This is a genomic window from Chryseobacterium sp. Leaf394, assembly GCF_001424105.1.
In the GTDB taxonomy this organism is placed as follows: domain Bacteria; phylum Bacteroidota; class Bacteroidia; order Flavobacteriales; family Weeksellaceae; genus Chryseobacterium.
Genome location: NZ_LMQH01000011.1, coordinates 253,404 through 273,064, shown reverse-complemented (window position 1 = coordinate 273,064; position 19,661 = coordinate 253,404). Strand labels below are relative to the sequence as shown.

Below are 19,661 nucleotides of genomic sequence, written 5' to 3'. Positions count from 1 at the left end.
GGATGCGGGATGCGGGATGCGGGATGCGGGATGCGGGATGCGGGATGCGGGATGCGGGATGCGTAGCAAAATTAAACAGTACTGCTCTTTCAGCAAAATTTTCATCAATAATTTTCTGTGAATTTTCCTTTCAAATGCCGCGGATGCACGAATTTCAATTTTTACTGGTGAAAATATTCCTTCATTTCATGCCGTCTATTTGCCCTTTTTTACTTTGATATTTCCATGATTTAGATCAACAGATACTGTGTTCAACTTCTTCGGAGCTGGCTCACTTTATTGAAAAGTGTTTTTTTGATTTAGATCTTTTATACTTCTCATCTTCACTTGAATCTTCTTACTTTTTCCTTGGCTCTTCCACTCGGCTCTTTCTACTTTTGCCTTGGCTCTTTTACATCACTTCTTCAATCTTCTGATGAATTTTATTAAGAGTAAACTCCTCGCCGGCCTTCATACCAATGATTTTCTGAGCCATCGGACTTTCGGGGGAAATGGCGTAGAAACGGTCGCCTTCGAAGAAAAACTCACCCAGAGAAACCGAAATGTAGAAACGGGCTTTGTTGGTGATGACAAGCGAACCTAATTTTGCGTGTTCAGAGGCCGAATTTAAAACCTTTTTCATCTGCTGCTGCATATTTTTAAGATTCGCCATCTGCTTATCCAAGTGGTAAATTTCCTCCTGCATTTCTTCACGGATGGAATCATATTTCGAAGTTTTTTTGATTTCCCGGCTGGCTTCCAGCGTAAAATTCAGATAAAACTCCAGTGTTTTTACTTTTCCGGAAATCATGTCCCGCACAAAAATTCTTAATTCATTTTTATTGTAAACCGCCTTCTGCATACATCTTGATCTTTTACCTAAAGATAATATTTTTTTAAAATAATCAAAAACCGCTCCTGAAAGAAACGGTTTTTAAATTTTTACTTGGGCTTGTTCTCCTGGTAATCAATAACGTCATATTTTTTCTGATCAGTATCTCTTCTTTTCTCAAGCTGCTGTACATTCTTCTGTATATCACTTTGACTGCCTTCCAGATAATTTTTATCCTGATAATCAGCATTTGTTTCTTTTCCAGGCGTTGCTGTACATGATGTAACAAAAAAGCCCAGACAAACAGATAAAAACAACATGTATTCTTTTCTCATAAATTATTTTTTTTTCAAAGATATATTTTATCTTATTTCACTTAAAAAATTTAACTAAAGATTATAAATTCAAAACAACTCATTAATAATCTTTAACAAAGAAACTGCTTTCAAAATCTAAAAACAGTTTCTTGCAGTATTTTGCTTTAGTCTTTATTTTCAGCCAAAGCTTTCAGTTTTTTAAAACCCTCATCGTAAGATTTTCCCATCTGATAATCCATCATCGGTCGCATAATTTTCATCCATGTTTCCTGTTTCGTATCCATGCTCCACGTTACTTTTGTAGCATTTCCTTCAGAATTCAAAACGATATCAGACAAAGCCTGTCCTTCAAAAGGTCTTTTAAAAATCATTTCAGTACGCTGCCTTTCGTTGGCTATATTTTCTTTAATTTCCTGACAACCGGCTCCCGCATCATCATTTTTGCTGTCCCAACAGTATTTATCTCCCACTTCTCCGGAAGTTCCGGTATAAGTAACCTGCATGCTTTTATCTAAATCCATCCACGGATTCCACTGATTGAAAGCTTTCATTGAGCTGATGTGCTGCCAGACTTTTTCTTTCGGAGCATTGATCACCACCGATTTTTCGTAGTGGTACTCGTTACTGAAAGTCAGCATCGCAATCACTCCGTACACTACAAATAAGAGGACAAGTCCACCAATAATTTTTAAAAATGTTTTCATAGATAGTTTTTTAATATTTCTTTAATTATGTTGAGATTAATTCATCTTAAAATTATGATAAATTAGATTTAAAGCACCTGCTGAAAGCCATTTGCCAATAGCCATCTACTTTTTCTGCATTAAATAAGATACCAGCTTTTTGATCAATCCGTTTTCCATTTCAAAGACATCGCAGAAATCGGCGTCGAGAACATCTCCGTTTTTGAACTTTCCAACCACATTTCCTTCCGCAATGACTATATCATTTTCTTCCGTCATTCTGAAAACCGTGATTTTTGGCTTTCCGGTAAAGTTTTCATTTTCAATCTCCTTATCAAATTCTTCTTTTCCGTGGTGCTGGTAAACTCCGGGCATTTCCCAAATCACATCTTCGGTGAGACAGCTCAGAATCATTTTATGGTCGCTTTCCTGAAAGGCATCCATGTATTTCTGAACTGTGGTTTTGTTTTGAGACATCATTCTGTTTTAATTTGAATTTTCGGAATCAAAATTAAACAATTGCCGGAAAAAAACATCTTCGCCTATGACAAGAAAAAAAGACAATGGGAATTTTTGTCATACTTTCTTCGCGGGCATTCTTTTTGCGCCAAACATGCTTGATTCATTTCAATTAATTAAATTTACCCTTAAAAATAATTCAATGTCTATTTTAACAGAAAAATTCAACACACCATATCATTCAGCGCCATTTGATCAGATTAAAAATGAAGATTATCTTCCGGCTTTTAAAGATTTGATTCAGAAATCTGAAGCGGAAATTGACGCCATTGTTAATAATTCAGAGGAACCGACTTTCGAAAATACAATCGAAGCCTTGGCTTTTTCGGGTGAGCAACTGGACAGAGCTTCCAATATTTTTTTCAATTTAAATTCAGCTGAAACGAGTGACGAATTACAGAAAATCGCGCAGGAAGTTTCTCCAGTCTTAACTGAATATTCTTCAAAAATTTCTCAAAACGAAGCTTTATTTGATAGAATTAAAAAAGTTTACGATCAAAAAGAAAAGTACAGTCTGAACGAAGAGCAGCAGATGCTTTTGGATGAGACATATAAAGGTTTTGTAAGAAGCGGAGCCCTTTTAAATGAAGAAGACAAAGAGAAATTAAAGAAGATCAGCATGGATTTATCTTTAAAATCACTTCAGTTCGGACAGAATGTGTTGGCTTCAACAAACAATTATTTTAAACACATCACCAACAAAGAAGATTTAGCGGGAATTCCCGAAGCGATTATTGAACAGTACGCGGAAGAAGCGAAAGAAAAAAATATTGAAGGATGGGTAGTTACTTTACAGTATCCAAGCTACATTCCATTCATGACTTATGCTGAAAACCGTGAATTGAGAAAAGAACTGGCTTTGGCTAACGGTAAGAAATCTTTCGACGGCGGGGAATTTGACAATCAAAACCTCATCAAAGAATTGCTGAATTTAAAACAGCAAAAAGCCGAACTTTTAGGCTACAAAAATTACGCAGATTACGTTCTGGAAGAAAGAATGGCAAAATCTCCGACCAAGGTCCTGGATTTTCTGAATGAACTTTTAACGAAAGCAAAACCATACGCAGAAAAAGAGATTGAGGAATTAAAATCTTTGGCAAAAGCTGACGGAATCGAAGAAATGCAGGGTTATGACCACGCGTTTTATGCAGAAAAACTTCGCAAAGCAAAATATGATTTAAATGACGAAGAACTGAAGCCATACTTTCCACTGGAGCAGGTTCAGGAAGCTGTGTTCGGATTGTCTAAAAAACTTTTCGGACTGACTTTCGTGGAGAAAAATGACGTTCCGAAATACCATGAAGATGTGAAAGTATATGAGGTCTTCGAAAACCAGGAACCAGATACACAGAATCAGGAAACAACAAATGGTAACGGTCAGCCATCAACCAGCTTCAAAGCCTTGCTTTACGTTGACTATTTCCCAAGAAAAGGAAAAAGAGCCGGCGCCTGGATGACGAGTTATAAAAATCAGTATCAGAAAGACGGTGAAAATTCACGTCCGCATATTTCTATTGTCTGTAATTTCAGCAAGCCGACGAAAGACACGCCGAGTTTACTGACTTTTCAGGAAGTGACAACTTTATTCCACGAGTTTGGTCATGCGCTGCACGGAATGATGGCAAATACCCAGTATCCGAATCTGTCAGGAACGTCTGTAAAATGGGATTTTGTGGAATTACCTTCTCAGTTTCTTGAGAATTTCTGTTATGAGCCGGAATTTCTAAAAACATTTGCTAAACATTATAAAACCGGCGAAGTTCTTCCCGATGAAAAGATCGAAAAAATTGCTTTGTCTAAAAACTTTATGGAAGGTTATCAGACGATGAGACAGCTTGGTTTTGGGATTCTGGATATGAATTACCATACGAAAGTTGGAGATCTGGAGAATCTGAGTGTTAAAGAGTTTGAAGATTCTTACACAAAAGCGACACAGCTTTATCCTGTAAATCCTGAAACAGCAATGAGCCCGAGTTTCTCACATATTTTTCAGGGTGGATATTCTGCGGGATATTATTCTTACAAATGGGCAGAAGTTTTGGATGCCGACGCCTTCCAGTATTTCAAAGAAACAGGAATTTTCAATCCTGAAACAGCCGCAAAATTTAAGATTTTACTTTCTTCGGGAGGAACCAAAGATCCGATGGAACTGTATAAAAATTTCAGAGGAAGTGAACCGAAGGTTGAGAGTTTGCTGAAAAGGGCGTTTGGGTAGAATTTTAAATAAAACTTATAAAACTCCAGGAAGTGAAAGCTTTTCGGAGTTTTTTACGCAAAAAAAATTATTTTAGTACCAATAAAGCTCTAAATAAATATGTTTAATTTCTTTAAGAAAAAAGAGAGTAAAATAACCATTAATTCTATTTTTGTCCCTAATTTTGGATGGAATAAAGTAGAAGAAACCTCTTCCAGAATTGTTTGGGTAAATCCCGAAGAAAGTGTTTTGATTTCTTTAAATTTCTTTGATGTTCCGCCCGATATTCCTTCTGCAAAAAATTTAGACTTTTTGAGAAAATTTTACAGAAACTCAATCTCTGCAGCAAATGGAGGAATTGTAGAGGTATCACTTCTTACGATAAATAATGTTCCAAGCGTAAAAACTATCTTTAAAGTTCCTCAGCCGGAAGGTGGGATGACTTATATTGCTTCTGTAACGATTCCTTTCGAAAATTACAGTTGGGTAATAAAAATCCAAGCCGCAGAGATCGGAACTACAGGAGTAAGAGATGCAATTGTTTTGAATGAAATGTTACAAAGTGGCGAAGCAAACTTTGTGGATGAAAAGTTAGAATACTGGTTTAAAGATCCTTACGAGCCCAATTTTAAAGAAGGAACATTAATGAACAAATCTGAAGAAGAGAAATATGATATCGATTTTCCTGATCATCCTTTATCTATAAGTAGAAAAAAGCTTAATGAAGCAGTTTCTCAAACAGTTTTTAAATCAGAAATAAATGAGCTTTCAGTTTTTAATAAATAATGAAATATCTTTTAACTAACCAAAAAACCCAAAGACTTTCCTTCCGAAAATTACAACCTTCCGATTTCGAAATCTGGCAAGAATTACTAAAAGACGAGCAAACCGCAAAAATGCTCGGAATGGATGGTTTTAAAACTCCAGAAGAACGGTGTGAAAAGTGGTTTGAGTGGACTTTCCACCGCTACGAAAATAATCTTGGCGGACAAAATGTTTTAATCTCAAAAGAAACCAACGAACTCATAGGCCAGTGTGGTTTGCTTGTTCGTGAAGTTGAAAATGAGTTTGAGCTGGAAATTGCCTACTCTATTCTTCCTCAGTTTCGGGGAAAAGGTTTTGCCATTGAAGCTGCAAAAAAATGCAGAGATTTTGCTTTTGAGAATAATTTTCACAACCGCTTAATTTCAATCATCCATTCTGAAAATTCAAATTCAAAAAATGTAGCTTTGAAAAACGGGATGACTTTCAAAAAACAGATTGAGTATTCCGGAAACAGGATGGATTTATTTCAAATCGAAAAATCAGATTGGCAAAAGTGAAATTAATTTGTACATTGTGAAAAATCAATTCAGGGAACGAAACAATGAAGAGCATCACTCAGAGATTAGAAAACGTAGTAAAACTTCAGGCCAAAAGGTGGGAAAATGAAGATTATTGGGATGACATTAATGACCTGCTGATTAAAGAACTCGAAGATATTTTAGCTGTCGAACCTCAAAATACTTCAGCATTAATCAACCTCGGTGCGGTGTTGTCTGATTCCGGCGAAAATGAAAATGCATTAAAAGTTCTTAAAACCGCTGTAGATCTGGGCTCCGAAGATAAAAATCTGTACACCAATATCGCCATCGTCATGGTTGATTTGGGAATGAATCCCGAACATTACCACGAATATCTTGAAACTGCCGAAAATTTCACCGAAGATCCGCTTACTTTTAAGGCGTTTTTTGATCCGAATGCCTATTAAATAGGTTGATGTAGTTTAAATCCAACTTTAAAAATGAAACGTAAATATTTTGCATTTAAAATTGGTATCATTTTTACCGTCGTGTCTCTTTTGCTGTCACTTACATACGTAGTTCCCATATTTTCGGTTCTTCCCGCAACTCCCGTAGAAATTCTGGCATCTGGATTAGTAGACAAAAATCCTTACAGCAATGTGGGAAAACTTACAATCCATCTTTTACTAACTGTTTTATTGTTGTTTATATTCATTGTATTTAAAATAATAAAAAGTAAAGCGAAAATAAATTCAGATAAAAGCGGTTTTGAGATTTTATTCATCATGTCTATTTTTTACTTTATAGTTCATCCTTTGGGATTCTATTTTTATTGGGGAGTATTTTTAAATTTTGAAAGCGATGGTCAGTTGATTTTCTCAGCAGTAGACAGTTTTCCATATTCCAGCCTATCATTTATGATATTAGGATTATTTATTGATAAAATTTGGGAAAGAAATCTAATACAATAATTTTCAATGTTTGTTTTTTTCTGACTTAGTTCTAAAATAATTTTCCGTCCTCAAAAACTTGGTTCTTTTTACTTTTTACTTATCTCTTTTCATTAAATTTGCCCATCAAAAAAAAGCTGAAAGCCAAAAGCATTTAGCCAAAAGCAACAAATATGACTTCACAGGAAATAAGACAACAGTTTTTAGACTTTTTTCAATCTAAACAACACCTCATCGTTCCTTCGGCGCCTATCGTGCTGAAAGACGACCCTACCCTGATGTTTTCCAACTCGGGAATGACGCAGTTTAAAGATTATTTTTTAGGATATAAAGAGCCTAAAGCCTCAAGAATTGCCGATACCCAAAAGTGTTTGAGAGTTTCCGGAAAGCACAATGACTTGGATGATGTGGGTCGTGATACCTATCACCACACAATGTTTGAGATGTTGGGGAACTGGTCTTTCGGTGATTATTTCAAGAAAGAAGCCATCACGTGGGCGTGGGAACTGCTTACGGAAGTGTACGGAATTCCAAAAGAAAATCTGTACGTAACCATTTTTGAAGGTGACGCAAAAGAAAATCTTGAAAGAGATACCGAAGCTTACGATCTTTGGAAACAGTTCATTTCTGAAGACAGAATCATCAACGGAAACAAAAAAGACAACTTCTGGGAGATGGGTGCCAGCGGACCTTGCGGACCCTGTTCAGAAATTCACGTTGACCTGAGAAATGAAGAAGAAAAAGCAAAAGTTTCCGGTCTTGAACTGGTAAATAACGACCATCCTCAGGTTGTGGAAATCTGGAATCTCGTATTCATGCAGTTCAACAGAAAAGCGGACGGTTCTCTGGAAAATCTTCCTGCCAAACACATCGATACCGGAATGGGTTTCGAGCGTCTTTGCATGGCTTTACAGCAAAAAGAATCCAATTACGATACTGATGTTTTTACCCCTTTGATTGCTAAGGTGGAAGAACTTTCAGGAAAAAAATATACCGGAATTTTAACGGACGAAAAAGACATCGCCATCCGCGTTGTCGTAGATCACATCAGAGCAGTTTCATTTGCAATCGCTGACGGACAGCTGCCTTCCAATGGCGGTGCCGGTTATGTAATCAGAAGAATTTTAAGACGAGGAATTTCTTATGCCTACAGATTTTTAGACAGAAAAGAACCTTTCCTTTTCGAACTGGTGGCTGTTCTTCAAAATCAAATGGGAAAATTTTTCCCAGAGCTTGAAAAACAGGGCAAACTGGTAACTGAAGTGATTAAAAGTGAAGAAGAATCTTTCTTAAAAACAATTGAAACCGGTTTATTAAGAGTTGAAAAATTAATTCAGCAGACTATTTCTGAAGGTAAAAAAGTATTGCCGACGCAGGAAGTTTTTGAACTGTATGACACGTACGGTTTCCCTGATGATTTAACGAGAATCATTGCTGAAGAAAAAGGTTTGTCAATCGATGAAGCAGGATTTGAAGATGCTTTGGATAAACAGAAACAGCGTTCTAAAAAAGACTCTGCTTCCAAAGTTTACGACTGGGTTGTTTTGGAAGAAAAGCCTGAAAACTTCGTAGGTTACGACCAAATTGAAACGGAAACCTACATCACAAGATACAGAAAAGTAGAAAACAAAGACGGCGAATTTTATCAGATCGTGCTGAGCAACTCCCCTTTCTATCCTGAAGGTGGTGGACAAATCGGTGATAAAGGTGTTCTTGAAAATGCGGTTGAAAGTTTTGAAGTCTTAGAAACCAAAAAGGAAAACGGATTGATTATTTCGTTGATCAACGGACTTCCAAAAGATGCCGGAGCGGTTTTCTATGCAAAAGTAAATGCAGCTGAAAGAAAAAATTCTCAGGCCAACCACTCTGTAACGCACTTACTGCACGAGGCTCTGAGAGAAGTTTTGGGAACTCATGTTGAACAGAAAGGTTCATTCGTCGGTCCGGATTATCTTCGTTTTGATTTCTCACATTTCAGCAAAATGACTGAGGAAGAACTGGCTTTGATTGAAGAGAAAGTCAATGCTAAAATTAAAGAAAATATTGCGCTTCAGGAATTCAGGAATATTCCGATTCAGGAGGCGATAGACAAAGGTGCGATGGCATTGTTTGGCGAAAAATATGGTGACAGCGTGAGAATGATCCAGTTTGGAACTTCGAAGGAACTCTGTGGTGGAACCCATGTGAAAAACACGAGCGAAATCGGTCATTTTAAAATCAATTCCGAAGCTTCTGCTGCTGCAGGAATCAGAAGAATTGAGGCGATTTCCGGAGACAAATCTGAGGAATATTTCAAAAATCTTGAAAAACAGGTTGCTGAACTTTCACAACTGCTGAAATCCAAAGACATCGTAAAATCGATTGAAAAACTGATAGATGAAAATTCAGCTTTAAAATCTGAAGTGGAATCTCTGAAAAAAGAAAAAGCCAAAGGCGAAATCGGAGACTGGAAAACTTCTTACGAACAGAAAGGTGACAAACTTCTTCTGGTTAAGAAAACCTCTCTGGATGCCGGTTCAGTAAAAGACATCGTCTTCCAGCTGAAGAAAGAAATCCCGACTTCTATCACGATTGTTTTATCCGACGCAGACGGAAAACCGATGATTACCATTGGTGTTTCTGATGACCTCGCAGGAGTTTATCAGGCCGGAGCACTGATTAAAGATTTAGCCAGAGAAATTCAGGGCGGTGGCGGCGGAAACCCAGGTTTTGCTACAGCAGGCGGAAAAAATCTTGATGGCTTGGAAAATGCGTATCAGAAGGCTTTGATGCTGTAATTTTAATAATATTAAGATATAAGTAAAGGCAGTTGTTTTTTTAACAGCTGCCTTTTATTTTTAAGTGAACAAATCGCTTCGTCACTTCGAGTAATGTAGCGAAGTGGAGTGTATCGAGAAGTTTTTCTTTTTAAATACAATTGCCGTTTGTTCACGAGTTCTCGATATATTTTTCTTCCACTTCTTTACAGAAAAACACTCGAACTGACGGAGCTCGAACACACGAGGTACACCACAAAAAAACTCCGAAGTTATCGGAGTTTTTTTTTACTTATTCTTAATCTCAACCACATAATTGTATTTTTCCATTTTGCTGACGATGGTTGCCATCTGAGCTTCAATGCTTTTTATTTTGCTGTTGCTTTTGGCGAGGTCGCGGTTGGCAGCTTCGGTTTCCTTCAGCAGTTTTGCTGTTTTCTTTGCATCTGCCGATGTGGTTTGTGGGTCTGAAGACGTGAATTTATCAGTTTTCTTATCCGATTTTTTGTTCAGGGAATTCACCTGAGCTTCCAGTTTTACGTTGTTCTGTCTTTCTTTTGCAAGATCCATACTTCTGTCAAGCAACTGAGAATAGATTTTAAAAAGTTCCTGCTTCTGCTTAATTTCCTCGATGGTTTGCGCCTTCAACTGAGTACCGAAAATACCCATTGCCCCAAAAAATAAAATGGTGAATACTTTTTTGATCATTTTGTTATGTTTAAAAATTTCCGGCAAAGGTAAGGAAGATTTTGGAAGTGGTATGTTAGGAGATCTACGGAATTTTGGAAATGAATTTTTGAAACAAAAAAACCTTGTTAGCGGCAAGATTTTTATTAATCACTGCACCACACGAAAGGATTCGTGCCTAGCGAGAGGAAGCGCTGGAGAAACGATGAGTGGCAGGATAATTTACAAATATCTTTCAATTAACATATAATTATCTATATCGGAAATAAATTCTGTTACAGAACTTTTAAATAAAATCTCGTTTTCGTCAATTTTTTCAATATGATCAATCAAAATTTCTATCTCTTCAAAACTGAATCCATATTTCAAGAGCCAAATTTCTGTTGGATCATTAGTTCCATATTTAATGTAATTACTCAAAATAAGTGCTCGAACGTCATTAGATTTCCTAAAATAAAGTATTAATGCACTTGAAATAGGATCTTTTACAGACAGCGACAGAACTTTGTCAATGTAGTCGTATGTATCATAAATTATTTTGTCAAATTCTAAATCCACAACACTAGTATTTCTTTTAAACAATGGAACTGCGATCTTAAATCCTTTGTTTGGAAGAGCTTCTGCAATACAAGAAAATCTTACTTTCTTCTCAGATAATTGCTTATTATAATTTGTTACTGATATTTCTTTATTTCTTAATCTTCTGTTTAATTTTCTTCTAAAATCTTTTTCTGATAAAAAAGCATGTCTAAGAGAAATTATTTCTGCAAAAGACTTACCCTGGATTTGCCAGAGCAGAATAGGAATTGAGGTGCTTAAAACATTTTTTTCACCCTTTGTTAGTTCGGCTCTTCGTAGATGTGCAGTATACATATTTTCAAAAGCCTTTTTTATTCTTTTTCTTTTGGATTCCTTTAGTATATAATACTCCTTAACTGTCAAAGGTCGATCCTCGTTTAAAAAATTATCTAAAATAAATGATATTTCAGTATCTAAATCAGATTTTTCTATCCGCGATATTTGACTTTCCGTTAATTGAAGCTCAGAATCGAAAGTATCATTTTTAATTGCCTCAACAATATCAATAAAATCTTCATTATTTAAATCTGTTTTGTTATCAAGAATTGAAGTCGGTGAAATTGAGGACTCTTTATTTAATCTTGAAGTAAATAATTTTTTATTTTTACTCTCGATTAATACATATCCATAATCAAAATGATTGTCCTCTTGTGTTACTCTTCCTGCTCTGCCAATTAAATTTTTTAAATTTAATGTTTTTTGATCTTCATTACCGCTAAAAGTAAAGTTATCAATCCACACAATATCAAATGGCATGTTAATTCCTTGAATTAATGTGGATGTTGAAAAACAAACCTTTGCGTGTCGTCCATTAACAAAATCTTCAATTATTAATCTTGCTTTTAATGGGATGGAACCATGATGTATAACTATTCCCCTTCTCATTAAAAATATTAACATTGAATTCTTCTCTGTATCATTTTTTGTTCCTAAAAATTCTTCAAGTTTTTCAATATATTTCAAGCTCTCTGTACTTGTAATTTCAGGACATAACTCTATATAATCATAATATGATTCAATAAAACTACTCTCATATATCTTTGATTTTGATATATATATTAGAGCAGTGCCATCGTTTCTAATAATATCTTTCACTATATCAGTTTCAAGATTTTCACCACCTATCACATCTTGAAATGGTGAAAAATACTTGAATTTTCCTTTTGAATGTTCAATATATATTTTGCCTACAGTTTTTTGATCATATATTTCAGAATCTATGTTGTTAGTTATATTATGTTTTTGAAATTGAGCTTCAGGATTAAGAATAAATGGATGAGTAAATACTTTTTTGATATTGTTTAATTTCTTATCAATACGTCTTACTAAGGAATCGAATTTCATTCCCCTAATTCCTTCTTCAGAAATCTGTGCCTCATCGAGCAGAATTAGTTCTAAATTAAGCTTTTCTATATTTTTAAATAATTCTTCAGCTCTTTCAGGAGTAATAATATAAATCCTATTTTTGGCTCTTTTAATATTAACTACCTCAATAAATTGCAGAACCAATGTTTCTTTTGAAACAAGCTTCTTAATTTTAATCAAATATTCAGATATTAGTGCTCGGGAAGGTAAAATAATTATAATATCCCCTTTAGTTTCTTTAATCAACTCTTGAAACAAAAATGATTTTCCCGCACTGGTGGGTGCGGAGAATGAAAAGTTTGTATATTTCTTTATTGAGAGATATGCGTCAGCTTGAACTGGTGTAAAATTATGCCCAGTATCACTAATTATTGTATCAGAATACGCGTTGTAAATTGTTTCTAAAAATGAGCTTGGCTCTTTTGTTTTATAAAACAGTCCCATCAAAAACATCAATTTTGATTCATATACTTTAAAAGATTTAGAATTAAACTTTTTAAGGTAAGATAATGTTTCCAAATGGTTATTATTAACAGGACCATTCTTATGAAAATCAAAAAGAATTTCACTAATTAACTCATCGTCAATTTTTTCATTAAAAATTATTTTGCTTAACATAGTTCTACTGCAATTAGATAAAGTTCGTTGAATTTTATAATTTCTTTTACTGGATCAGAATCCAATGCATTATTAAGTGTAGTAATAATATTGGCGTTATTATGAGAAAAAGCGGCCGCATAACCTTTTTTATCATCAATAACATTTTTTTTTGTATTGTCGTCCAAAAACGGCTGTAACCATAATAATTCAGAATTATCTCTATCTCCAATAAATCTTACAATCTGTTCTAAAGCAAGTGCCCGAGGAGTAGAATCTAAACTAAATTTGGCCTCACCAAAAACCAAATAACTATTTTTACTTACAGAGTGATAATCAAATCCAGGATTGCCACTTATTTTTTCTTTAAGCAGCTCAGCTAAAGGAATTAATGTATGTGAATGTTCAATTTCTAAGGCTTGTTGTGCAGCATAAGAAATAATAAATTCTCCAATATCAGTATTTACATCTGAAGAAATTTTCGCAATTATTTCATTCACAATTTTATCAATTGTTTTCTGTGTAGTTGCTTTAAACGTTTTTTGAGAAAGTTCGTCAAGGGCGCTTATCCAACTTGTATCAGAAATATATTTTTCAAACTCCTCCACGATTGGTCTGAAGTCTTTGATTACAATATGTAAACAATTTATTTCACAACATCCTCCAACGGGAATTTTATCAAGACCAGCATTATCAACTTTAGTTATTTTCATGGATGTAGTTTAATATCTATTAACATTATTATTGCTTGATTGCATAAATAATCAAAATATATTTTAAAAATAAGTAAATATTCAACTTAAAACAATTTTATTTCAAACATAAATGAAAAAAATATCATAATTTCACTACAACATTTTCATTTCTAGTTTAAAGTTAGCTGCATAACCCTTAAAATCTCTTAAATAAACACCCATTAATCCACACCCCGAGAATTTAAAAACAAATAATCAGCCGTATTCAAGCGATATACAGACAGTTACACTTTTAACAAAAGATTATATTTCTGCATGTAGTTTTGTTTCAGGCTAATCAATAGTTTTGCTGCATCAATACAACTTCAATGAATAAACTTTTATCCGCTCTCTTTGTGTTTTTCAGTGTCTTTTATTTCAGCCAGAATCAGCTGAAGGTGATGAGTAAAAAAAATAATCAACCTGTTGCCAATGCTGCCGTTTACTGTGACGATGCGCTTTTGGGGAAGACTAATATTCACGGGATTCTGTCTTTTAAAACCAAATGCAAAAAGGTGGAAATCATCGCCAATAATTTTGAAGATGCCACAGCTGATGTCAAAAAAAATGCGGAAGTATTTCTGAATCCGCTTTCTGAAAAAATGCAGAATATCGATAAAATCGTGATTTCCAGCAAAAGCGATGACAGAGCGCTGAAAATTCTGGATGAAGTGAACAAAAGAGAAAAAGAAAACTCGCCGAAGTCTCTGAATTCCTATGATTTTAAATCGTACACCAAATTCTCAATCGACGTAGATAAAGATTCTGTTGACATCTACAAAAGCTTTCTTTCCGTGAGAAAAGATTCCCTTTCAAAAGTGGAAAAGAAGGATCTTAAAATGAAACCGAAAGAGATCAAAGATTCGCTGATTGGCGAAGAATTTATAGAGGCTTCTCAGGAATCACAGATGTTTCTCTGGGAGAAAGCAACCGAGTACAAATACTCGCAAAAGTTTGGCGAGAAAACCAATATTTTAGATAACAGAATGTCGGGTTTTAAAAATCCGATCTACGAAGCGCTGGCGATTAATATTTCGAATTTAAACCGCACGCCGCGACAGCTGAAGCCGGAGAACAGACAGCTTTTTTACTTCTTTCTTTCAGACACGATTCAGATTGACGGGCGGGATACGTATGTGATTAAATTCAAGGAAATCACAGATAAGAAAAAGCAGAACCCGCGAAAATTCAACGGAAATATTTTTATTGATAAAGAAACGTATGCTCTTAAAAAATTTGAAAGCGTCAACAAAAAAGCAAATGCCGGAAACATTGTCTCCGTCTGGAAACCCATCAACGGAAAATGGTTTCTCGACTATGAAGATATCAGGCTTAAAATGGGCGACCAGTCTTTTGACACTTCCAAAAAAGACAGCATCAAAGCAGGTGAAAAAGCAAAATACAATTCCAGAACTTTTGGAAATTATCTGTATGTGAAAAACCGTTTCTTCGATTTTGAACTGAATAAGGAGCAGAAAGCCAATGAGTTTAAAGGCTATTCTCTTGAAATGCAGAATTCCGACGGCAGCCTTCTCGACAGATACCGCACAGACAGCCTGACCACAAGGGAAAGTTCGACCTACGCCACTCTGGATAAGTTTGTGGAAAAGCACGATTTTGAAAAGAAACTCAGCTTCCTGACCCAGTTGTTGCGTGGAAATCTGCGCTACAAAGTAATCGATTTTGATCTGACGAAATTTTTCAGCTACGACAAATATCAGGGACTGCGGTTGGGAGCCGGCGTAAAACTGAACGAAAAATTCAGCAAAACCATTTCTCCGGACGGCTATTTCGGTTACGGATTTAAGGATCACCGGTGGAAATACGGTTTGGGAGTTGATGTAAAACTGTCGCAGAAAAGAACTTCTGTTTTCAGAGTTGATTATGTGGATGATGTCTTTGCTCCAGGGCGTTTCAGCAATAATATGTGGGACATGATGATGAATCTGGCAGACAATAATCTCGATCTTCACAATGCCAATTTTTACCGCAATCAAAAATGGGGCGCGTACTATTCTTACGATCTTTCGAATTCATTAAGCATGAAGATCGCTCTGAATAAAGAAAAACAGAATGCACTGTTCGGCTATCAGTATCAGAATCTCGGAAGCAGTTTTGACAATACCAGCGCCACGCTTTCCCTGAAATATTCACCAAATGACAAAAACATCATGACGCCAAGCGGAAAATTTACCTTCGAAAAAGGCTTCCCGCAGGTTTACATGAATTTTGAAAAAGGCTTCAATGCTTTAGGCGGTGATCTGGATTATCACAGACTGGATGCGATGTTTGTGCATCAGTTCAGAACAAAACTGGGTTATACCAATGTCAAATTATTCGGTGGAATTTCTTCGGGAACCGCACCGATCTGGAAGAATTTTGAAATTGCAGGTCACAGAGATGCCAACCCGAACGAATGGTATTCCAACATTAACACACCATCGAATTTAGGTTTTACCACGATGCCTGCCGGAACTTTCTTCGCCGATAAATTTGTAGGATTTAAAATAACACAGTATCTGCCTTTCAGATTTCAAACCATTGGAACAAGATATTCCAACATCGAACTGGAATATCAGTCGGCCATCGGCGCCTTCAAAAATCCGCAGGATCACCAGTTCAATTTTCAGGTTCTCGACCACAATTATCAGGAAGTCGGCGTACTTTGGAACCGGTTCTTAGGAAGAAGTTTCGGGCTTGGATTTTCTTACAGACTCGGGCATTACCAGACGTCAGAGTTTAAGGAGAATTTTGGAATTAAACTGAAATTTAATTTCTTGAATTAAAGTCCTCTCCCCAGCCCTCTCCGAAAGAAAGGGAGTTGAAGTGAGCTATTTTAACAGTATTTTTTTACAAGGCAGAAATCTTTGGGTTTCTGCTTTGTTATTTTTGAACAGATTATTATAGATTCTAAAAACATTTTTCTTTTTCCGAAGCTAAAGGGTGGAAAAACTTATTTAAAAGGACGGTGTATTTTTTACTCATTGCATTCAACAGTCACTTTGTCATTCCGGAGGAATCTCAACATCGTTAAAATACTGCAGTTTAGATTCCTACGGAACGACAGACAAGCTGCTAAAAATTACTCTGTAAAATTTCATCAAACTTATTCCCTTTAGGGTCGGGGAAAATAATTTTGATGAAATTTTGATGATGAATTATCACACTTTACAATTCAAAGAAATTGTATTTTTTGAACAAGCCATCATTAATTTTAAAAACATTTTTCTTTTCCCCCGACCCTAAAGGGTGGAAAAATGTTTTTAAAATTTAATCAAAATTACCATTTCTAAGACTGAAAGAACAATCTAATAAAGTTCACATAAGCTATGCTTGTAGCAAAAATGTTCTGAAAATTCCATCAAAATTACTCCCTTTAGGGTCGGGGAAATAATTTTGATGAAATTTTGATGATGAATTATCATACTGCACAATTCAAAGAAATTGTATTTTTTGAACAGGCCATCATTAATTCTAAAAACATTTTTCTTTTCCCCCACCCTAAAGGGTGGAAAAATGTTTTTAAAATTTAATCAAAAGTATCAACTTTAAGACTGAAAAACATAGGTAATGAGGTTCACATAAGCTATGCTTGTAGCGAACATGTTCGGAAAATTTCATCAGAATTACTCCCTTTAGGGTCGGAGAAATAATTTTGATGAAATTTTGATGATGAATTATCACACTGTACAATTCAAAGAAATTGTATTTTTTGAACAAGCCATCATTAATTTAAAAAACATTTTTCTTTTCCCCGACCCTAAAGGGTGGAAAAATGTTTTTAAAATTTAATCAAATTTAAGACTTAAAACATAGGTAGTGAGGTTCACATAAGATATGCTTGTAGCGAACATGTTCGGAAAATTTCATCAAAATTACTCCCTTTAGGGGCAGCGAAATAATTTTGATGAAATTTTTATGATGAATTATCAGACTATACAATTTAAAGAAAATTGTATTTTTTGAACAAGCCATCATTAATTTTAAAAACATTTTTCTTTTCCCCGACCCTAAAGGGTGGAAAAATGTTTTTAAAATTTAATCAAAAGTATCAAATTTAAGACTGAAAAACATAGATAATGAGGTTCACATAAGCTATGCTTGTAGCGAGCATGTTCGGAAAATTTCATCAAAATTACTCCCTTTAGGATCGGGAAAATAATTTTGATGAAATTTCAATAAAAAATTTGATAAGACAATTAAGCGTTTAGTTGATGCCATCAAGTATTTGGTTAACGCAATCAGGCATTCAGTTACGGCGACAAAGCATTTGGTTAAGCCATTCAAGTACTCTGTTGAGGCAATCAAGCACTTAGTAAAGCCGTTCAAGCACTTAGTTGAAGCAATCAACTGTTTAGTTGAGCCAATCAACCACTTAGTTGAGGCAATCAAGTACAATTTATTACAATCCAACACTTTACAGCCTTTTCTGAAAACTTTTAAAATTTAAAAACCTAAAAAAATATTATTGTACAACGCTCCCACTCTCAAAATTCTACAACTCTCAAATCCTCAAACTCTCCTGCCCTCAAACCAAATCCTCACTATTTAAACTCATTCTAAGTATTGATTTTTAGTTAACAAATCATCATTTTAATCATAACAGATTTAAATGATTGGTTTTGTCCTGTTAAAATTCTGTTCACACTTTCCTGTTAGTTTTGTGACATCAATAAACTATAGAAAGTATTATGAAACTAAACCACACTTTGGCAGCTTTATTCTTATCTGCTGCGGTATTTCAGAGTTGTAATGACGATGAAACTACTGAAGAACCAATCAACTCAGACATTAAACTCGAAAACTTCTCCAAAGAACCCGCTTTCGTTTATGGAATGACAGGTTTTGAAAACTTAAACATCACCACTTTGATTTCGAGTTCTGATGTATTGCAGGACAGCCCCAACTTTGTATTTGCAGGACAGCCGGACGGAATGGGAATTATGAAAGACCCGAACTCCAACGGATATTTAATGATCACCAATCATGAGATCACACAGTCGGTTTCAAGAGTTTATTTAGACAAATCTTTCAAACCTGTAAAAGGAGAATACATTCTGAACGGAATCGGTGGAATGACAAGATTGTGTTCAGCTACTTTGGCAACTGTTGCCGAGCACGGTTTCAGTGCTTTTCTTACGGCAGGTGAATCCGGTGAAGAAAGTATGGTTCATGCTTTGAATCCTTTAGCATCAGCGTCTCAGGCTTCAGATAAAACAAGAGTGAAACCGGCTTTGGGAAAGGCTTCCATGGAAAATGCAGTGCCACTTCCTAAGGATGTTTCCAACGGAAAATCTTATATTTTAATTGGTGAAGATCAGTCGTATTCAACTTCACACCAGTCTGCCGGTCAGCTTTTAATGTATGTTGCCGACATACAGGGCGATTTGGATAACGGTAAACTGTATTCACTGAAAAGAACCAACAACAATACTACCGAAACGGATATGACGAAAGGTTCTCAGTATGATGTGGAATTTGTAGAAATTACCAATGCGAAGAATCTTACCGGAGCACAGATCAACCAGAAAAATATGGATATCAATGCCATCCGTTTTTCAAGAGTGGAAGATGTAGATTACAGAAAAGGAGCAGGAAAAGGAAGAGAAATCTATTTCACAGCAACCGGAGAATCTAACGACGGAGTAAATCCTAAACCGGGCTTGACGATGTGGGGAAGAGTATATAAACTGGTTTTAAACCAAAACAATATGATGACCGGAAAGCTTGAGGTAGTAGCTGAAGGAGATTCAAATCCCGGAAGCAATTTAATTAATCCTGACAACCTTTGTGTAACTGAAAACTATGTTTACATTCAGGAAGACGGAGATTCTTATTATCCTGCAGCAGCTCACGATTCTTACATCTGGCAGTTGGATATCACCACAAAACAATACAAACCGTGGCTGAATATGAAGCACAACAGAACGGATTCTGCATGGCAGACGGCTTATAACCAATCCGGAAATCTGCAGAAATTCGGATCCTGGGAATACGGTGCGATGATCGATGTTTCAGACATCATCGGTGTTCCGAATACTTTTGCTGTGAATATTCACTCTCACACATGGCAGAAAAACGGTTTTGCCAATGCTGACGGTGCTGGTGTAAATACCAACAAAGAAGGTGGACAGATCGTACTGATCAGAAACGTTCAGAAATAATATTAACCATTTAAACTTAAAA

Annotated in this window: 15 protein-coding genes; 8 read left to right on the top strand and 7 right to left on the bottom strand. The window is 35.5% G+C overall.

Annotated elements, in window-relative coordinates; genetic code table 11:
• Positions 1 to 391 precede the first annotated feature (391 nt).
• From ASG21_RS05880 to ASG21_RS05865, 4 genes are all read right to left on the bottom strand, one after another.
• A complete protein-coding gene (locus ASG21_RS05880; protein ID WP_056076987.1) occupies positions 392 to 841 on the bottom strand; it encodes a hypothetical protein in 450 nt (149 codons plus the stop codon).
• An 80-nt stretch (positions 842 to 921) separates the two neighbouring features.
• The gene (locus ASG21_RS05875) at positions 922 to 1,146 is read right to left on the bottom strand and encodes a hypothetical protein (RefSeq protein WP_056076985.1); all 225 of its coding nucleotides are present in this window, start codon (positions 1,144 to 1,146) and stop codon (positions 922 to 924) included.
• Between the two features lie 146 nt (positions 1,147 to 1,292).
• Positions 1,293 to 1,832, bottom strand: coding sequence for an SRPBCC family protein (locus ASG21_RS05870; protein WP_128414221.1), 540 nt, complete (start codon positions 1,830 to 1,832; stop codon positions 1,293 to 1,295).
• A gap of 105 nt (positions 1,833 to 1,937) precedes the next feature.
• On the bottom strand, positions 1,938 to 2,291 hold the full coding sequence (locus ASG21_RS05865; RefSeq protein WP_241773461.1) for a nuclear transport factor 2 family protein: 354 nt from the start codon (positions 2,289 to 2,291) through the stop codon (positions 1,938 to 1,940).
• A 181-nt stretch (positions 2,292 to 2,472) separates the two neighbouring features.
• Here ASG21_RS05865 and ASG21_RS05860 point away from each other — a divergent pair, with 181 nt between their 5' ends.
• The 6 genes from ASG21_RS05860 to alaS all read left to right on the top strand — a co-directional run bounded on the left by ASG21_RS05860 (position 2,473) and on the right by alaS (position 9,534).
• Complete coding sequence (locus tag ASG21_RS05860) at positions 2,473 to 4,545, top strand: M3 family metallopeptidase (protein ID WP_056082173.1); 2,073 nt, start codon at positions 2,473 to 2,475, stop codon at positions 4,543 to 4,545.
• Positions 4,546 to 4,644: 99 nt separating this feature from the next.
• Positions 4,645 to 5,310, top strand: a complete 666-nt coding sequence (locus tag ASG21_RS05855; protein ID WP_056076982.1) for a hypothetical protein — start codon at positions 4,645 to 4,647, stop codon at positions 5,308 to 5,310.
• A complete protein-coding gene (locus ASG21_RS05850) occupies positions 5,310 to 5,846 on the top strand; it encodes a GNAT family N-acetyltransferase (protein WP_056076979.1) in 537 nt (178 codons plus the stop codon). The genes ASG21_RS05855 and ASG21_RS05850 overlap by 1 nt, the downstream gene beginning before the upstream one ends.
• A 44-nt stretch (positions 5,847 to 5,890) precedes the next feature.
• Complete coding sequence (locus ASG21_RS05845) at positions 5,891 to 6,274, top strand: hypothetical protein (RefSeq protein WP_056076977.1); 384 nt, start codon at positions 5,891 to 5,893, stop codon at positions 6,272 to 6,274.
• A gap of 33 nt (positions 6,275 to 6,307) precedes the next feature.
• The gene (locus ASG21_RS05840; RefSeq protein WP_056076975.1) at positions 6,308 to 6,778 is read left to right on the top strand and encodes a hypothetical protein; all 471 of its coding nucleotides are present in this window, start codon (positions 6,308 to 6,310) and stop codon (positions 6,776 to 6,778) included.
• Positions 6,779 to 6,930: 152 nt separating this feature from the next.
• The gene (gene alaS, locus ASG21_RS05835; protein WP_056076972.1) at positions 6,931 to 9,534 is read left to right on the top strand and encodes an alanine--tRNA ligase; all 2,604 of its coding nucleotides are present in this window, start codon (positions 6,931 to 6,933) and stop codon (positions 9,532 to 9,534) included.
• A gap of 267 nt (positions 9,535 to 9,801) precedes the next feature.
• Here the strand turns inward: alaS and ASG21_RS05830 are convergent, their stop codons facing one another.
• The 3 genes from ASG21_RS05830 to ASG21_RS05815 all read right to left on the bottom strand — a co-directional run bounded on the left by ASG21_RS05830 (position 9,802) and on the right by ASG21_RS05815 (position 13,454).
• On the bottom strand, positions 9,802 to 10,221 hold the full coding sequence (locus ASG21_RS05830) for a hypothetical protein (protein ID WP_056076970.1): 420 nt from the start codon (positions 10,219 to 10,221) through the stop codon (positions 9,802 to 9,804).
• A gap of 201 nt (positions 10,222 to 10,422) precedes the next feature.
• Positions 10,423 to 12,762 carry a DEAD/DEAH box helicase gene (locus ASG21_RS05820; protein WP_056076968.1) on the bottom strand — a complete coding sequence of 780 codons (2,340 nt, stop codon included), beginning with the start codon at positions 12,760 to 12,762 and terminating at the stop codon, positions 10,423 to 10,425.
• Positions 12,756 to 13,454, bottom strand: a complete 699-nt coding sequence (locus tag ASG21_RS05815) for a hypothetical protein (RefSeq protein WP_056076967.1) — start codon at positions 13,452 to 13,454, stop codon at positions 12,756 to 12,758. Before ASG21_RS05815 ends, ASG21_RS05820 begins: the two co-directional genes overlap by 7 nt.
• 350 nt (positions 13,455 to 13,804) lie before the next feature.
• Between ASG21_RS05815 and ASG21_RS05810 the strand changes: the two genes are divergently transcribed.
• Both ASG21_RS05810 and ASG21_RS05805 read left to right on the top strand, forming a co-directional pair.
• Entirely contained in the window at positions 13,805 to 16,261 is a 2,457-nt protein-coding gene (locus ASG21_RS05810) for a DUF5686 family protein (protein ID WP_056076965.1), read from the top strand.
• A gap of 1,905 nt (positions 16,262 to 18,166) precedes the next feature.
• Positions 18,167 to 19,639 carry a hypothetical protein gene (locus ASG21_RS05805; protein WP_056076964.1) on the top strand — a complete coding sequence of 491 codons (1,473 nt, stop codon included), beginning with the start codon at positions 18,167 to 18,169 and terminating at the stop codon, positions 19,637 to 19,639.
• Positions 19,640 to 19,661 lie beyond the last annotated feature (22 nt).

Excerpts from the sequence above, each read along its gene's own strand:
- ASG21_RS05880 (WP_056076987.1), bottom strand. The coding sequence starts at position 841 with ATGCAGAAGGCGGTTTACAATAAAAATGAATTAAGAATTTTTGTGCGG.
- ASG21_RS05875 (WP_056076985.1), bottom strand. The coding sequence starts at position 1,146 with ATGAGAAAAGAATACATGTTGTTTTTATCTGTTTGTCTGGGCTTTTTT.
- ASG21_RS05870 (WP_128414221.1), bottom strand. The coding sequence starts at position 1,832 with ATGAAAACATTTTTAAAAATTATTGGTGGACTTGTCCTCTTATTTGTA.
- ASG21_RS05865 (WP_241773461.1), bottom strand. The coding sequence starts at position 2,291 with ATGATGTCTCAAAACAAAACCACAGTTCAGAAATACATGGATGCCTTT.
- ASG21_RS05860 (WP_056082173.1), top strand. The coding sequence starts at position 2,473 with ATGTCTATTTTAACAGAAAAATTCAACACACCATATCATTCAGCGCCA.
- ASG21_RS05855 (WP_056076982.1), top strand. The coding sequence starts at position 4,645 with ATGTTTAATTTCTTTAAGAAAAAAGAGAGTAAAATAACCATTAATTCT.
- ASG21_RS05850 (WP_056076979.1), top strand. The coding sequence starts at position 5,310 with ATGAAATATCTTTTAACTAACCAAAAAACCCAAAGACTTTCCTTCCGA.
- ASG21_RS05845 (WP_056076977.1), top strand. The coding sequence starts at position 5,891 with ATGAAGAGCATCACTCAGAGATTAGAAAACGTAGTAAAACTTCAGGCC.
- ASG21_RS05840 (WP_056076975.1), top strand. The coding sequence starts at position 6,308 with ATGAAACGTAAATATTTTGCATTTAAAATTGGTATCATTTTTACCGTC.
- alaS (WP_056076972.1), top strand. The coding sequence starts at position 6,931 with ATGACTTCACAGGAAATAAGACAACAGTTTTTAGACTTTTTTCAATCT.
- ASG21_RS05830 (WP_056076970.1), bottom strand. The coding sequence starts at position 10,221 with ATGATCAAAAAAGTATTCACCATTTTATTTTTTGGGGCAATGGGTATT.
- ASG21_RS05820 (WP_056076968.1), bottom strand. The coding sequence starts at position 12,762 with ATGTTAAGCAAAATAATTTTTAATGAAAAAATTGACGATGAGTTAATT.
- ASG21_RS05815 (WP_056076967.1), bottom strand. The coding sequence starts at position 13,454 with ATGAAAATAACTAAAGTTGATAATGCTGGTCTTGATAAAATTCCCGTT.
- ASG21_RS05810 (WP_056076965.1), top strand. The coding sequence starts at position 13,805 with ATGAATAAACTTTTATCCGCTCTCTTTGTGTTTTTCAGTGTCTTTTAT.
- ASG21_RS05805 (WP_056076964.1), top strand. The coding sequence starts at position 18,167 with ATGAAACTAAACCACACTTTGGCAGCTTTATTCTTATCTGCTGCGGTA.